This is a genomic window from Marinactinospora thermotolerans DSM 45154 (genome assembly GCF_900167435.1).
GTDB lineage: Bacteria > Actinomycetota > Actinomycetes > Streptosporangiales > Streptosporangiaceae > Marinactinospora > Marinactinospora thermotolerans.
Genome location: NZ_FUWS01000009.1, coordinates 174,174 through 190,086, shown reverse-complemented (window position 1 = coordinate 190,086; position 15,913 = coordinate 174,174). Strand labels below are relative to the sequence as shown.

10 protein-coding genes are annotated in these 15,913 nt (G+C 70.6%); 1 reads left to right on the top strand and 9 read right to left on the bottom strand.

Going from position 1 to position 15,913, the window contains the following annotated elements:
* Positions 1-4: 4 nt before the first annotated feature.
* Positions 5-778 (top strand): DUF3152 domain-containing protein, encoded by a 774-nt coding sequence (locus B5D66_RS16980; protein WP_235001065.1) that lies wholly within the window; start codon positions 5-7, stop codon positions 776-778.
* A gap of 44 nt (positions 779-822) precedes the next feature.
* Here B5D66_RS16980 and cimA read toward each other — a convergent pair whose 3' ends face one another.
* The 9 genes from cimA to gatB all read right to left on the bottom strand — a co-directional run bounded on the left by cimA (position 823) and on the right by gatB (position 15,704).
* Positions 823-2,406, bottom strand: coding sequence for a citramalate synthase (gene cimA, locus B5D66_RS16975; RefSeq protein ID WP_078762731.1), 1,584 nt, complete (start codon positions 2,404-2,406; stop codon positions 823-825).
* Between the two features lie 255 nt (positions 2,407-2,661).
* The gene (locus B5D66_RS16970; RefSeq protein WP_078762730.1) at positions 2,662-3,786 is read right to left on the bottom strand and encodes a branched-chain amino acid aminotransferase; all 1,125 of its coding nucleotides are present in this window, start codon (positions 3,784-3,786) and stop codon (positions 2,662-2,664) included.
* Between the two features lie 222 nt (positions 3,787-4,008).
* Complete coding sequence (locus tag B5D66_RS16965) at positions 4,009-5,073, bottom strand: 3-isopropylmalate dehydrogenase (protein WP_078762729.1); 1,065 nt, start codon at positions 5,071-5,073, stop codon at positions 4,009-4,011.
* A gap of 583 nt (positions 5,074-5,656) precedes the next feature.
* A complete protein-coding gene (serA, locus tag B5D66_RS16960) occupies positions 5,657-7,243 on the bottom strand; it encodes a phosphoglycerate dehydrogenase (RefSeq protein ID WP_078762728.1) in 1,587 nt (528 codons plus the stop codon).
* Positions 7,244-7,467: 224 nt separating this feature from the next.
* Entirely contained in the window at positions 7,468-8,463 is a 996-nt protein-coding gene (ilvC, locus tag B5D66_RS16955) for a ketol-acid reductoisomerase (protein ID WP_200813687.1), read from the bottom strand.
* Positions 8,464-8,518: 55 nt separating this feature from the next.
* On the bottom strand, positions 8,519-9,043 hold the full coding sequence (gene ilvN / locus B5D66_RS16950; protein ID WP_078762726.1) for an acetolactate synthase small subunit: 525 nt from the start codon (positions 9,041-9,043) through the stop codon (positions 8,519-8,521).
* A gap of 16 nt (positions 9,044-9,059) precedes the next feature.
* Positions 9,060-10,829: an acetolactate synthase large subunit gene (locus B5D66_RS16945; protein WP_268805455.1), complete on the bottom strand. Its 1,770-nt coding sequence runs from the start codon at positions 10,827-10,829 to the stop codon at positions 9,060-9,062.
* A 272-nt stretch (positions 10,830-11,101) separates the two neighbouring features.
* Positions 11,102-13,816 carry a putative bifunctional diguanylate cyclase/phosphodiesterase gene (locus B5D66_RS16940; protein ID WP_078762724.1) on the bottom strand — a complete coding sequence of 905 codons (2,715 nt, stop codon included), beginning with the start codon at positions 13,814-13,816 and terminating at the stop codon, positions 11,102-11,104.
* Between the two features lie 337 nt (positions 13,817-14,153).
* Positions 14,154-15,704 (bottom strand): Asp-tRNA(Asn)/Glu-tRNA(Gln) amidotransferase subunit GatB, encoded by a 1,551-nt coding sequence (gatB, locus tag B5D66_RS16935; protein ID WP_200813686.1) that lies wholly within the window; start codon positions 15,702-15,704, stop codon positions 14,154-14,156.
* Positions 15,705-15,913 lie beyond the last annotated feature (209 nt).

Sequence of the window (15,913 nt, the reverse complement as noted above, 5' to 3'; positions counted from 1 at the left end):
CACGATCGGAACGGACACCACCCGCAGGCGGCGCCCCCTGCACCGCAGACGCCGCCGCCCGCCCGTGGGGCTGTTGGTAGGACTGTCCCTGGTCACCGTGGGGTGCGCGGTCCTGGCCACCGGTGTGCTCACCCCGCAGCCACGGCCCGAGGCCGCCCAGCCCGCCCCTCCCTCACTCGATCTCCAACGCGCCCCCGAGTCCTCCCCGAGCCCGTCACCGACCCCGTTGCTGTTGCGTTCGGTGGTCGAGGAGGTCACCGACGGCAGCGGTGACCTGGAGGTCGTTCCCGGCGGCGGGGAGCCCTCCGGTGAGGGGCCGGTCAAGCGCTACCTCGTCGAGGTCGAGGCCGGCCTGCCCGGTTCCGCCGAGGACTTCGCGGCCGCGGTCGACGCGATCCTGGCCGATCCGCGCGGCTGGGGCGGCGACGGCGACATGTCCTTTCAGCGGGTGGACGAGGGTGACGTCGACTTCCGTGTCACCCTGGCCGCCCCCGACACCGTCGACGCCCTGTGCGCGCCCCTGCAGACCAACGGCGAGGTCTCCTGCACCCAGGGCGGTCGGGCGATCATCAACCAGAACCGGTGGGTCAGCGGCGTCGGGCACTTCGAGGGGGACCTGGAGACCTACCGCGTCTACGTCGTCAACCACGAGGTCGGCCACGCCCTGGGGCACGGACACGTCTTCTGCACCGAGCCCGGCGCCCCGGCACCGGTCATGCAGCAGCAGACGTTCGGCCTCCAGGGGTGCGAGCGCAACGGTTGGGTGCACCCCGACTGAGGCCCCGGGAAGGCGACGACCCGCGCCTCGCCCGGGGCGCTCGGTCACCCTTGCGCGTATCCCTGACGCAGCAGACCGTAGGTGATCGCCTGTTCCAGGGCCGTCCACGACGCCTGGATGACGTTCTCACCGACACCCACCGTGGTCCACCCGCCGCGGCCGTCGGTGGAGCCGATGAGGACGCGGGTGATCGCGTCGGTTCCCGAGGTGCCCTCCAGGATGCGGACCTTGTAGTCGGACAGCTCCACCTCGGCCAGCGCGGGGTAGACGTCCTCCATGGCCGAGCGCAGCGCCCGGTCCAGCGCGTTGACCGGACCGTTGCCCTCGGCGGTGGCGATCACCCGCTCACCCTTGACGTGCAGCTTCACGGTCGCCTCGGTGACGGCGATGCCATCGGCGCGGTGTTCGGCGATGGTGCGCCACGACTCGACCTCGAAGAAGCGGACCGGTTCGCCCAGCTCCTCACGGAGCAACAGCTCCAGGGAGGCGTCGGCCGCCTCGAAGCTGTAGCCGTTCAGCTCCATCGCCTTGACCCGGTCGGCGACACGGCCGAGCAGGCCCCGGTCGCCGCCCAGGTCGACCCCGAGTTCCTTGGCCTTGAGCTCGATGGAGGCCCGCCCCGCCATGTCCGAGACGAGCATCCGCATGTCGTTGCCGACCAGGGCGGGGTCGGTGTGCTGGTAGAGGTCGGGATCGACCTTGATCGCGGAGGCGTGCAGCCCCGCCTTGTGCGCGAAGGCCGAGATCCCGACGTAGGGCTGGTGGGTGGCCGGGGCGATGTTGACGATCTCGGCGATCGCCTGGGAGACGCGGGTCATCTCGCGCAGGCTGCCCTCGGGCAGGAGGTCGCGTCCGCGTTTGAGGACGAGAGCCGCCGTGACCGAGAACAGGTCGGCGTTGCCGACCCGCTCCCCGTACCCGTTGGCCGTGCACTGGACGTGGGTGGCGCCGGCGTCGACGGCGGCGAGGGTGTTGGCGACCGCACAGCCGGTGTCGTCCTGGGCGTGGATCCCCAAGCGGGCGTCGGTCGCCTCGCGCACCTCGGTGACGACACGGGTGATGTCGGCGGGGAGCATGCCCCCGTTGGTGTCGCACAGCACGACGACGTCGGCGCCCGCCGCCGTCGCCGTGCGCACGACCTCCAGCGCGTAGTCGGGGTCGTGCCGGTAGCCGTCGAAGAAGTGTTCGCAGTCGAGAAAGACCCGCTGGCCGTTCTCGCGTAGGTGGGAGACGGTGTCGGCGATCATCTCCAGGTTCTCGTCGGGCGTGGTGCGCAGGGCCAGTTCGACGTGGCGGCTGTCGCTCTTGGCGACGAGTGTGACCACCGGGGCGCCGCAGTCGCGCAGGGCGGCGACCTGCGGGTCCTCGGCGGCGCGGACCCCCGCCCGCCGGGTGGAGCCGAAGGCGGTGAGGCGTGCGTGCCTCAGTTCCAGCTCGTCGCGCGCCCGTTGGAAGAACTCGGTGTCCTTGGGGTTGGCGCCGGGCCAGCCGCCCTCGATGAAGCCCACGCCGAACTCGTCGAGCAGCCGCGCGATCGCCAGTTTGTCGGCGACGGTGAGGTTGATTCCCTCTCGTTGCGCACCGTCGCGCAGGGTCGTGTCGAATACGTGGAAACCGTCGTCCAGCATGGGTGGAACTCCCGGGGGTGGATGTTGGTTCGGGCCGCCGGCCCAACAAAAAAGACCCCTCGTGGACACGAGAGGTCGGCGCGCCGGCGGGGTCCGTGATCAGCCGACGCGCCTCACGATAATGATCGCCCGAGACGACATGGGGACCAGTCTGCCACATCCACCTCGCACGACGCCGAGGGGATCCGCGATTCGGTCTCGATTTCCCACATGCTGAGACAGGCGGTGGGGCCGGCCGGCCCCACCGCCGCGGCGTCAGACCGCTCCGAAGCGGCGGACCCAGCCATGGCTGTCGGGGCGCAGGCCGTACTGGAGGCCGACCAGCTCCTCGCGCAGCCGCAGGGTGACCGGCCCCGGCTTGCCGTCACCGACCTGGAAGTCCCCATCGGCGCTCTTGACGTGCGCGACGGGGGTGATGACGGCCGCGGTGCCACAGGCGAACACCTCGGTGAGCTCGCCGCTGAGCGCCGCCGCGCGCCATTCGTCGGTGGAGATACGTCCCTCCTCGGCGGGGATGCCGAGCTCGGGCGCGAGCCTGAGCAGCGAGTCGCGGGTGATCCCCGGCAGCAGCGTGCCGGTGAGCGCGGGCGTGAGGATCCGGGCCTGCTCGCCCGAGCCGAAGACGAAGAACAGGTTCATGCCCCCCATCTCCTCGACCCATCGGTGCTCCACCGCGTCGAGCCAGACGACCTGGTCACACCCCTTCTCGACCGCCTGGGCCTGGGCCAGGAAGCTCGCGGCGTAGTTGCCGGCGAACTTGGCCTCGCCGGTACCGCCCGGCGCGGCACGGGTGTAGTCCTCGCTCAGCCAGACCGTGACCGGCTTGATCCCGCCGGAGAAGTAGGAGCCCGACGGGGAGGCGATGAGGACGAACAGGTAGGAGGTCGAGGGGTGGTTGACCCCCAGGCCGACGTCGGTGGCGAACATGAACGGGCGCAGGTAGAGGCTGTTGTCCTCCTTGGTCGGCACCCAGTCGCCGTCGTGGGCGAGCAGCGTCTCGATCGCGCCGAGGAACAGGTCCTCGGGAAGCTCGGGCATCGCCATACGCCGGGCGCTGCGGTTGAGGCGTTCGGCGTTGGCCTCGGGGCGGAAGGAGGCGATGGTGCCGTCCGGGTGGCGGTAGGCCTTGAGCCCTTCGAAGATCTCCTGGGCGTAGTGCAGCGCCGCGGTGGCCGGGTCGAGCGGGATCGGACCGTAGGGCTCGAGTCGGGCGTCGTACCACCCCTTCTCGTCGCTGTAGCGGATCGTGACCATGTGGTCGGTGAACACGTTGCCGAACCCGGGGTTCTCCAGCAGGGCCGCCCGTTCCTGCGGGGTCTTCCGCTGGGACGAGAGCCGGATGTCGAACGTCAACCCGCTTGTGGTGGTGCTGGTGTTCATGTGTGCGTGGTCCTCTCGGGTACAACGGGCCGGCAACGCTGCCGGTCCGCACTCCAGTCTGGCGGAAACGATGTGTACGGGCCATAGCGAGCGAATCGGGCGATCCGCTCACACCGAGACGGCGGTCCGGGAAACGACGACGGGCGCGCCCTCAGGCGCGCCCGTCACCGGATACCGCTTGTGGCCTCGGCCGCGCCGCGGGGCAGCAGGGCCGAGGGGTGCTCAGCCCTGCTCGGCTACTCGGGCGGCGATGTCGTCGCCGATGCGGGAGGTGGAACGCTCGACGGCGTCCTTGGCCCGGTCGCGCAGGTCCTCGGCGACGGCGCGCTCGACGCGCCGCGCCGCGTCGGCGGCGCCGAGGTGGTCGAGCATGATCGCGGCGGACAGGATCGTCGCCGTGGGGTCGGCCTTGCCCTGCCCCGCGATGTCCGGAGCCGAGCCGTGAACCGGCTCGAACATGCTGGGGAAGTCGCCTTCGGGGTTGATGTTGCCGCTGGCGGCCAGGCCGATGCCGCCGGCGACGGCGGCGCCGAGGTCGGTGATGATGTCGCCGAACAGGTTGTCGGTGACCACGACGTCGAACCGGTGCGGCTGGGTCACGAAGAACATCGTGGCGGCGTCGACGTGGCAGTAGTCGACGGAGACCTGCGGGTACTCCTCGCCGACCTCGCGCACGACACGCTGCCACAGCTCGCCGGCGAAGGTGAGGACGTTGTCCTTGTGGACGAGGGTGAGCTTCCTGCGCGGCCGGGCCGCGGCCTTCTCGAAGGCGTAGCGGACGACCCGCTCGACGCCGAAACGGGTGTTGACGCTGTCCTGGGTGGCGATCTCGCCCGGGGTGCCCTTGCGCAGCACGCCGCCCATGCCCGCGTAGGGCCCCTCGGTCCCCTCGCGCACGACGAGCATGTCGATGTCGTCGGGGGTGGTGTCGGCCAGGGGCGTGGTCACGCCCGGGTAGAGGCGGACCGGCCGCAGGTTGACGTAGTGGGAGAAGGAGAAGCGCAGGCGCAGCAGCAGACCCCGCTCCAGGACACCGCTGGGGACCGAGGGGTCGCCGACGGCGCCGAGGAAGATGGCGTCATGCCCGCGCAGCTCCTCCTCGACGGAGTCGGGCAGCGTCTCGCCCGTGGCGTGCCAGCGCTTGGCGCCCAGCTCGTACTCGGTGGTGTCGAGCGCGAGATCGTGCCGCGGGGCCACGGCCGAGAGGACCTTCAACCCCTCGGCGACGACCTCGGGACCGATTCCGTCACCGGGGATGACGGCCAACTTCACGGTGCGAGCAGCCATAAAAAGCCCAGCCTCTACTTCGGCAGTGTCGATGTCACGTCCGTGCGGTCCGCCGCGGTCGGCACCACACCCCCCGGTTTCTCACATTTTGAGACCGAAGGTGACGATGATGAGACAAGACTACCGACGTGCGTGGTCGCGGGAACCGCCCTCCCCCGGGAAAGGCGGAAGAGGCGCGCGTTCAGGCGCGCAACGGCCCTCCGTTGTCGCGGCGGTCCAAAGCGGTCTGGAGGGCCCGGGCGGCCTCGTCGTGGCTCTCCGGCGACGTGGGTTCGGTCTCGTACACGGCGATCCTCCGAGGGACGCGGAAGCGGAAAGAGGGGCGTTCGCGCGTTCGGCCCCGTACGGGCCGGGCGCGCCGCCGGAACACGTCACCCCGGCGGGATCGCCGGACCGGGGTGCGCCGCCCGGGCGGGTGCCCCGGCGCGGCGCCGCTCGCGTGGAGTCGCGGCATGGTCACCGTTCGTCCACTCCTTAGGACGACAGATTATCGGACGTCCGAGCAGATCTCCAGAACGGGCGCCGACGACAACGGCCCCCGCGGACACCACCGCGGGGGCCGGGCAGCGTCACGCCCGCCTGGTCAGTCCAGGTCGACGCGGCGGCTGGTGACGGCGCCGATCTCGGCGGAGATCGTCTGGAGGGTCTCGTCGGGGATCACGGAGTCGACGGTCAGCGTGATCAGGGCCTTGCCGCCCTCCTGGTCACGGGCGACCTGCATGCCGGCGATGTTCACCGACGCCTCGCCCAGCAGGGCGCCGACCGTGCCGACCACGCCCGGGCGGTCGTCGTAGGAGAAGAAGGCCATGTGCTCGGTCGGCGTGATCTCCATGCCGTAACCGTTGAGCTCCACGAGCTTCTCGGTCTGACGCGGGCCCGACAACGTGCCCGACACCGACACCCGCTGACCGTCGGCCATGGTGCCCTGAACACGGATGAGGTTACGCCAGTCGGGGCTGTCCTCGCTGGTCACCAGGGTGACCTCGACGCCACGCTCCTTGGCCAGCAGCGGCGCGTTCACGTAGGTGACGGCCTCCTCGACCACGTCGCGGAACACGCCCTTGAGAGCCGCCAGCTCGACGACCTTGACGTCGTGCACGGCGATCTCGCCACGGACCTCGACGTCCACCCGCGCCGGCACGCCCCCGGCCAGCGCGGTGAAGATCCGGCCCAGCTTCTCGGCCAGCGGCAGCCCCGGCTTGACGTCCTCGGCGACCGCGCCACCCTGCACGTTGACCGCGTCGGGGACGAACTCCCCGGACAGGGCCAGCTTCACCGAACGGGCGACCTGCGTGCCGGCCTTCTCCTGGGCCTCGTGGGTGCTGGCGCCCAGGTGCGGGGCCACGACCACGTTGTCGAACTCGAACAGCGGGCTGTCCGTGCAGGGCTCCTTGGCGAACACGTCGATGCCCGCGCCCGCGACCCGTCCCTCCTTGAGGGCCCGGTACAGCGCATCCTCGTCGACGATCCCGCCACGCGCCGCGTTGACGATGCGCACGCTCGGCTTGACCTTGCTCAACGCGTCGTCGCTGATCAGGCCGAGGGTGTCCTTGTTCTTGGGCAGGTGGACCGTGATGAAGTCGCTACGGCGCAACAGCTCGTCGAGGTCGACGACCTCGACACCGATCTGCGCGGCGCGGGCCGGCTGCACGAAGGGGTCGTAGGCGATGACCTTCATACCGAACGCGCTCAGCCGCTGGGCGACCAGGACACCGATGCGGCCGAGGCCCACGATGCCCAGCGTCTTGTCGTAGAGCTCCACACCGGTGTACTTGGAACGCTTCCACTCGCCGTTGACCAGCGCCCGGTGGGCCGCGGCGGTGTTACGGGCGGTGGCCAGCAACAGGTTGATGGCCTGCTCAGCGGCGCTGACGATGTTGGAGGTGGGCGCGTTCACGACGAGCACACCGGCCTTGGTGGCGGCCTCGACGTCGACGTTGTCCAGCCCGACGCCGGCCCGCGCCACGACCTTGAGGTTGGGGGCGGCGGCGATCGCCTCGGCATCGACCTTGGTCGCGCTGCGCACGATCAGGGCGTCGACGTCGGCGAGGGCCGGCAGGAGCAGGGACCGGTCGGCGCCGTTGGTGGTGCGGACGTCGAAGTCCTCCTCCAGCAGGGCGATACCAGCGGGCGAGAGTTCTTCCGCGACGAGAACGGAGGGCTTGGGCACAGCTTGTTCCTTCGTGGTTGCGACGTTGCCGCGCGCGAAGCGGCTTGGGCGTATCCGCACCGTGCGCGGACGGAACGGCCTGCGCAAAGTCTAGTGCGGCGGTCGGGATCGACCCGAGAAGGGGCGTGACATCGACCTGGCCATGACCGGCCGGAACGACGAAGGCCCGGGCGGCCGACGCCGCCCGGGCCATCCACGGCGGGCCCGTGTCCCGCCGGAGGGGCTCAGGCCTTGAGCCAGCTCATCAGCGGACGCAGCTCGGCGCCCACCTTCTCGATCTGCTCGTTCTGCTCGGCCTCGCGGCGCTTGAGGAAGTTCGGCCGGCCCGCGTCGAACTCGGCGACGAGCTCACGGGCGTAGGTACCGTCCTGGATCTCGCCGAGGATGCGGCGCATCTCCTCGCGGGTCTGCTCGGTGATGACCCGCGGGCCGCGGGTGTAGCCGCCGTACTCGGCGTTGTCGGAGACCGACCAGTTCATCTTCGAGATCCCGCCCTCGTACATGAGGTCGACGATGAGCTTCATCTCGTGCAGGCACTCGAAGTAGGCGACCTCGGGCTGGTAGCCGGCCTCGACCAGCGTCGTGAACCCGGCCTTGATCAGCTCGGACACACCACCGCACAGGACCGCCTGCTCACCGAACAGGTCGGTCTCGGTCTCCTCGGTGAAGGTGGTCTTGAGCGCGCCGGCGCGGGTGCCGCCGATGCCCTTGGCGTAGGAGAGCGCGAGCTCCCAGGCGTTGCCGGAGGCGTCCTTCTCGACGGCGACGAGCACCGGGACACCGCGCCCCTCCTCGAACTGGCGGCGCACGAGGTGACCCGGCCCCTTGGGGGCGACCATGGCGACGTCCACGCCCGCGGGCGGCTCGATCAGGCCGTAGCGGATGCTGAACCCGTGGCCGAAGAACAGGGCGTCGCCCTCGTTGAGGTGCGGGGCGATCTCGTTGGCGTAGAGGTCGCGGTGGATGTGGTCGGGCACCAGGATCATGATGAGGTCGGCCTCCTGGGCCGCCTCGGCCGGGGTGACCACCCGCAGGCCCTCTTCCTCGGCCTTGGGACGGCTCGCGGAGCCCTCGGCGAGGCCGACCCGGACGTCGACACCCGAGTCACGCAGCGACAGGGCGTGCGCGTGGCCCTGGCTGCCGTAACCGATGACGGCGACCTTGCGTCCCTGGATGACGCTGAGGTCGGCGGCGTCGTCGTAGTACATCTCTGCTGCCACTTCGGCTTACTCCTTGATTCTTCTTCTCTGCAGACGAGCCGGGAGTCCCGGGAGGTCAGGCGGTGCGCTCGATGGCGCGCAGCGAACGGTCGGTGATCGACCGCGGACCGCGGCCGAGCGCGACCAGACCGGACTTCACCAGCTCCTTGATGCCGAACGGCTCGAGATTGCGGATCAGCGCCTCAAGCTTCTCGGGCTTGCCGGTGGCCTCGATGACGACCACGTCCGGGCTGACGTCGACGACGTGCGCCCGGAACAGCTCGGCGGTCTCCAGCACGTGACTGCGGCTGGCGGCGTCTGCCTTGACCTTGACCAGCAGCAGTTCACGACGCACGGAGGCGTCGGCGTCCATCTCGACGATCTTGATGACGTTGACCAGCTTGTTGAGCTGTTTGGTCACCTGCTCCAAGGGGTGGCGGTCGCAGTTGACCACGATCGTCATCCGGGACAGTCCCTCGTACTCGGTGGGTCCCACCGTGAGGGAGTGGATGTTGAAACCGCGGCGGGAGAACAGCGCGGACGCCCGGGCCAAGACGCCCGGCGTGTCCTCCACGAGGACGGAAAGCGTGTGCAGGCTCATGGGACGGGACCCTTTCCTATTCCTCGTTGTCCCAGTCCGGCGCCATGTCGCGCGCGTACTGGATGTCGTCGTTGCTGATGCCGGGGCCCACCATCGGCCACACCATCGCGTCGTGGTTGACCGTGAAGTCGACGACGACCGGCGCGTCATCGACGGCCATGGCCTTCTCGATGGTGGCGTCGACGTCCTCGACGCGCTCGCACCGCAGTCCGACACAACCGTACGCCTCCGCGAGGCGCACGAAGTCCGGAATCCGGACCTTCTCGCTGCCCTGGGCCGGGGCGGTGTGCAGGTTGGTGTTGGAGTAGCGCCCCTCGTAGAAGAGGGTCTGCCACTGGCGGACCATGCCGAGGTTGCCGTTGTTGATGACGGCCACCTTGATCGGGATGCCCTCGACCGCGCAGGTGGCGAGCTCCTGGTTGGTCATCTGGAAGCAACCGTCGCCGTCGATCGCCCACACGGTCTGATCCGGGGAACCGACCTTCGCGCCCAGGGCGGCCGGGACCGCGAAACCCATCGTCCCGGCGCCGCCGGAGTTGAGGAAGGTGCCCGGGTTCTCGTAGTCGATGAACTGGGCGGCCCACATCTGGTGCTGGCCGACGCCCGCGGCGTAGGCCGCCTCGGGGCCGACGATCTCGCCGAGGCGCTTGATGACGTACTGCGGGGCGAGCGAGCCGTCGCCCGGGTCCTCGTAGCCCAGCGGGTAGTCGTTGCGCAGCCGGTTGAGCTGGGACCACCAGGCGGCGTAGTCTCCCTGGCGGCCGGCGGCCTGGTCGTTGCGGACGGCGACGACGAGGTCGGCGATGACCTCGCGGCAGTCGCCGACGATCGGGACGTCGGCGTGCCGGTTCTTGGAGATCTCGGCCGGATCGATGTCGGCGTGCACGATCTTGGCGTCGGGGGCGAAGCTGTCGAGCCTGCCGGTGACCCGGTCGTCGAACCGGGCGCCCAGCGCGACGATCAGGTCGGCCCGCTGGAGGGCGCCGACCGCGGCGACCGTACCGTGCATGCCCGGCATGCCCAGGTGCTGGTGGTGGCTGTCGGGGAAGGCCCCCCGCGCCATCAGCGTGGTGACGACCGGCAGGCCGGTCAGCTCGGCCAGCACCCGCAGTTCCTGGGCCGCCCGGGCCTTGAGGACGCCTCCGCCGACGTAGAGGACCGGACGCCTGGCCTCGGCGATCATCCGGGCGGCCTCGCGGACCTGCTTGCCGTGGGGCTTGGTCACCGGGCGGTAGCCGGGCAGTTCCAGCCGCTGCGGCCAGGAGAACTCGACGGCGGCCTGGAGGGCGTCCTTGGCGATGTCCACGAGGACCGGGCCCGGACGACCGGTGGAGGCGATGTGGAAGGCCTCGGCGATGGTGCGGGGGATGTCCGCGGCCTCGCGGACCAGGAAGTTGTGCTTGGTGATCGGCATCGTGATGCCGCAGATGTCGGCTTCCTGGAAGCCGTCGGTGCCGATCAGGGACGTGGCCACCTGACCGGTGATGGCGACCATGGGGACGGAGTCCATGTGCGCGTCGGCCAGCGGGGTGACCAGGTTGGTGGCCCCGGGACCGCTGGTCGCCATGCAGACGCCGGGGCGTCCGGTGGCGTAGGCGTACCCCTCGGCGGCGTGACCGGCGCCCTGCTCGTGCCGCATGAGGATGTGGCGCACCTTGACGGAGTCGTAGAGGGGGTCGTAGGCGGGCAGAATCGCCCCGCCCGGGATTCCGAACACCACGTCGACGCCGACATGCTCCAGCGACCTGATGAGCGACTGGGCTCCGGTCATCTGCTCGGTCATCACTAGATCCTTCGAGAGGGCTGTAGGTGTGTCTGGCAACAAAAAACCCCCCACCGCCGAGGACGCGGTTGAGGGGAGCGCGCAACGAGAGCTTGGTCAGCTTGCTGCGCGCTGGCCAAGTACGAGAATCATCGGGTTGCTCTGCACGGTGACAACGATGACGGAGAGTGTGGCGCCGCGTCAACCGAAACGCCGTTTTGTCTCGACATTCGAGACAAGATGATCACCATGCGGTTCACTCGCAGGTGGGAACCGTCCCGTAGGTGCGACCTACCTCACCTTCCCAGTGGTGTCCCTGTCTCGCCCCCGACAAGGGCCTCGACACCCTCGGCCCCCATGGGGCCGGCCACGAGGAACCCCTGCCCGTAGACACACCCCATCGCGCGCAACCGCTCCAGCTGCTCCATGCTCTCGATGCCCTCGGCGATCACCCGCACCCCCAGGTCCTGGCCCAGCCGGATGATCGTGCTGGTGAGCAGCGTCACCGTCCCGTCGTTGCCCAGGTCCCGGATGAAGGACGGATCGATCTTGATCTCGTCCACGCGCAACCGCCGCAGGTGGGCCAGCGAGGCGTAGCCCATCCCGAAGTCGTCGATGGCCAGTCGGACCCCCAGGCCACGCAGCTCGGCCAGGCTGGCCACGGCGTCGCCGGGGTTCTCCAGCAGCACCTCCTCGTCGACCTCCAAGGTCAGCGCGTCGGCCGGCAGACCGGTGTCGGCGAGCACCCCGGCGACCGTCTCGACGAAACGGGGCGACAGGATCTGCTTGACCGACAGGTTGACGGCCAGCCCGATGTCCCAGTCGGCGGCACGCCACAGCGCGACCTTGGCGCACGCCTCCCGCAGGATCCACTCCCCCAGGGGGACGATGAGCCCGGACTCCTCGGCGGGACCGAGGAACTCGTCGGGCCCCACCAGCCCGTCCTCGTCCCGCCAGCGCACCAGCGCCTCGACCGCGGTCACGCGGGAGCTCTCCAGATCGACCACCGGCTGGTACTCCAGCAGGAACTCGCGGTCGGCCAGGGCCTGCCGCAGGCGCGTCTGGAATTCCAGGCGCCGTACGACCTCGGTGTGCATGTGCGCGGCGTAGATCTCGACGCGGCCCCCCGCGCCCAGCTCCTTGGCCCGCGCCATGGCCATGTCGGCGTTGCGCAGCAGCTCGCCACTGTCGGTCGCCGGCTCGGCGAAGGCCACCCCCACGCTCGCCGACAGCACCACCTCGCGATCGGCGATCTGGAACGGCTCGCCACCGATGGCCCGCACCAGCCGCTCGGCGAGGTCGACGACCCGCTGCGGACGCGCCCCGTCCTCGATGAGCAGCGCGAACTCGTCACCCCCCCAGCGCGCCAAGGTGTCCTCCGCCCCGATCGTGGCCCGCAGCCGGCGGGCCGCCTGGGCCAGCAGGTAGTCGCCGAAGGAGTGTCCGGCGGAGTCGTTGACCGCCGTGAACCCGTCGAGGTCGAGGAAGATCGCCGCCACCCCGTCGGGACCGGTCTCGGCCCGGTCCCGGCGCGCCAGGACCTCGCGGGCGCGCTCCTCCAGGTAGGCGCGGTTGGGCAGGCCGGTGATGCCGTCGTGGAAGGTCAGATGGTTGACCTGCTCCTCCAGCGCCACCTGGGCGCTGATGTCGCGCGTGGTGACGAGCAGCCGGTCGGGTTCGCCCGGCCGCTCATACAGCGACGCCGTGGACTCGGTGTGCCGCCAGGTGCCGTCGGCCGCGCGCACCCGGATGCGCAGGTGCATCCCCTCGCCGGCACCGCGCTCGAACGCCGACATCGCGGCGCCCACCCGGGGCAGGTCCTCGGGGTGCACCAGGTCGGTGACGGGGCCGGCCAGGATGTCGTCGAGCCGGTAGCCGAACGTCTCGGCCGCCCCCGGGCTGACGTAGAAGATGGTGCCGTCCTTGTCGAGGATGAGGATGACATCCCCGCTGTTGCGCGCCAGCTCATGGAAGTGCCGTTCGCGGGTGGCCACCATGCGGCCCAGCGTCGAGTTCTCCTCCAGCAGCCCCAACAGGCGTACCAGCAGGACCAGCACGGCCGACCCGGCCGCCACCGGCAGGATCGGCGCCACCCCCTCGACGCGCAGGGCGGCGACCGACAGGGTGACGGCGGCGACCGCCAGCGCCAACGCGGCGGCGATCTCGGGCGCGAAACGGTAGAGCCCCCGTCCGGTGATCCGGCGGGGCGGGGAGCCCGCGCCGGCCCGGGTCAACCACGGCAGCGCGGCCAGCAACGCGAACCCCAGCAACCGCACCGGGTATTCGATGCCCCCCGCGACGGGCTCGCCCGTCAGCCGGGTGATGGTGCTGATGAGGTCGGCACCGCAGATGATGACGAACGCGCCGATCGCCAGCAGCACCGCGCGGCGGGTGCCGTGCGGCGAGGTGAACACCAGCGGCGCGAGCAGGCACAGCACCACGATGTCGGCGACCGGGTAGACCAGCGCGAGCCCGATCACCCCGGGGTTCTCGCCCAGGTCCCGGTACAGCGGCTCGAACAGCAGCAACCACACCACCGCGAAGACCGCCGCCGCGCACACGTAGCTGTCGGTGACGTGCCGCAATATCGGCCGGACGCCCTGGGGCAACGGCGCGAAACGCAGGAAACCAAGCACGAACAGCGGCAGGGCCGCGAGGGAGAACAGATCACCGAAGGTCAGCGAGAACGTCGCGCTCGCACCGAACAGGCCGGTCGCGCCGTAGACCACGGCCCCCGCGCACCAGGCCGACGCCGCGAGGCCGAGGAAGCGCAGCGCCGCCACGCCGTCGGTGCCCTCGGCCGTGGGATCGTCCTCCCCCGCCCCGCCCTCACGCTCACGTGCCGCGAACAACAGGCTGGCCGCGGCCAGCCCGGAGGCCAGGGCGGTCGGCCAGGTACCGCCGCGCGCCGTCAGCGACAGGCCGGTGCCCGTGTCGACGAGCGTCCCCAGCGCGTACAGCAGGGCGACCGAGACGATGGCACCGAGCCAGATCCGGGTGTCGCCCTTCATCGCGATGCCCGAGAATCCGCCGGGATGGCACGTCCCGATGTCGTGAACATGGGCACCCTTCCAGTCATCGCCCCGGAGCCCGTCGTGACCGGCCCAGGGGGCGGTCCGCACGGATCCGGCCGCAGTCGCCCGAGGTCGGCTCTGACCTGCGGGCGGACGCGGAGCGGGGAGGAACCCCCGCGGCGCGCGGGCGTCTGGTTCTACGTGACCAGGCTATTTCGCCTAGGTCACGGCCAGATAGAGAAGAAGCTGAGACCCGGCGACAAGACGATCACACAACGTGAACACCTCCCGCCGATCCCCGGGGACCGGCGGGAGTCCCGCGCCGGGCGCCGGCCTACCCCTGCACGCCCAGGCGCTCCAGGATCAGCGCGCGGGCCCGTCCCGCGTCGGCCTGGCCTCGGGTGGCCTTCATCACCGCGCCGACCAAGGCGCCGGCCGCCGCGATCTTGCCACCGCGCACCTTCTCGGCGACGTCGGGGTTGTCGGCGATGGCCTGGTCGACAGCCGCGCCGAGCGCGGAGTCGTCGTTGACCACCTTGAGGCCCCGGGCCTCGACGACCTCGTCGGGCCCGCCCTCGCCGGCGAGGACGCCGTCGATGACCTGGCGGGCCAGCTTGTTGGTCAACGACCCCTCGGCCACGAGCTCGACGACGCGGGCGACCTGGGCCGGCGTGATGGACAGCGCGGCCAGCTCCACCTCGGACTCCGTGGCGCGGCGCGACAGCTCGTTGAGCCACCACTTGCGCGCCTCGGCCGGCGGGGCGCCGGCGTCGACCGTCGCCGCGACGAGGCCGATGGCGTCGGCGTTGACGAGGTCGCGCAGCTCCTCGTCCGACAGGTTCCACTCGGCCTTGATCCGCCGGCGCTGCGCGGCCGGCAGCTCGGGCAGGCCGGCGCGCAGCTCCTCGACCCACTCGGCGCTCGGCGCGACCGGGACGAGGTCGGGGTCGGGGAAGTACCGGTAGTCCTGCGCCTCCTCCTTGCTGCGGCCCGCGACGGTCCCGCCGGTGTTCTCCTGGAAGTGGCGGGTCTCCTGGACGACGCGGCCCCCCGAGTCCAGCACGGCGGCGTGCCGCTGGATCTCGTAGCGCACGGCCCGCTCGACCGAGCGCAGCGAGTTGACGTTCTTGGTCTCGCTGCGCGTTCCCCACTCGGTGGCGCCGCGCGGCATCAGCGAGACGTTGACGTCGCAGCGCAGCGACCCCTCCTCCATGCGCACGTCGGAGATGCCCAGCGCGCGGACCAGGTCGCGCAGCTCGGTGACGTAGGCGCGGGCGACCAGCGGGGCGAGTTCGCCGGTGTGCTCGATCGGCTTGGTGACGATCTCCAGCAACGGGATGCCGGCCCGGTTGTAGTCGACGATGGAGTACTCGGCGCCGTGGATACGTCCGGTGGCCCCGCCCAGGTGCGCGGTCTTACCGGTGTCCTCCTCCATGTGGACGCGCTCGATCTCGACCCGGAACTCGCGCGGCCCCTCGGGGGTGTCGACGACGACGTCGAGGTGACCGTCGAAGCACAACGGCTCGTCGTACTGCGAGATCTGGTAGTTCTTCGGCATGTCCGGATAGAAGTAGTTCTTCCGGGCGAAACGGCACCACGAGGCGATGGAGCAGTTCAACGCGAGCCCCAGCCGGATCGCGCTCTCGAGCGCCGTGCCGTTGACCACCGGCAGCGAGCCCGGCAGCGCCAGGCAGACCGGGCACACCTGGGTGTTGGGCTCGGCGCCGAACGTCGTGGCGCAGGAGCAGAACATCTTCGAGCGGGTGCCCAGCTCGACGTGGGTCTCCAGCCCGAGCACCGGCTCGTACTTGGCCAAGGCGTCGTCGTACGCCATCAGCGCCGGACCACCACTCGTGGCAGGGCCACTCGTTACCGCGCTACCCATCGCCGCAACCCGTTTCCGTATCCGAGGGGTCCCGCTGCGCACTGCCCCACCAGCGAGGACGTTCGCCGTTCGGTCGTGCCCGCGCCGATCGGCAGTGGGACGCGGGGCACGTCAAGAAGCCTACCGATGTCGGGAACGGTCCGGCGCCCGGTCACCCCTACGGGCCCTGCTGTGATGGTCACCATCCGTCGGGGAATCACAAGGTCACA

Excerpts from the sequence above, each read along its gene's own strand:
- B5D66_RS16970 (WP_078762730.1), bottom strand. The coding sequence starts at position 3,786 with ATGAACACCAGCACCACCACAAGCGGGTTGACGTTCGACATCCGGCTC.
- B5D66_RS16940 (WP_078762724.1), bottom strand. The coding sequence starts at position 13,816 with ATGAAGGGCGACACCCGGATCTGGCTCGGTGCCATCGTCTCGGTCGCC.
- ilvN (WP_078762726.1), bottom strand. The coding sequence starts at position 9,043 with ATGAGCCTGCACACGCTTTCCGTCCTCGTGGAGGACACGCCGGGCGTC.
- B5D66_RS16965 (WP_078762729.1), bottom strand. The coding sequence starts at position 5,073 with ATGGCTGCTCGCACCGTGAAGTTGGCCGTCATCCCCGGTGACGGAATC.
- gatB (WP_200813686.1), bottom strand. The coding sequence starts at position 15,704 with ATGGGTAGCGCGGTAACGAGTGGCCCTGCCACGAGTGGTGGTCCGGCG.
- cimA (WP_078762731.1), bottom strand. The coding sequence starts at position 2,406 with ATGCTGGACGACGGTTTCCACGTATTCGACACGACCCTGCGCGACGGT.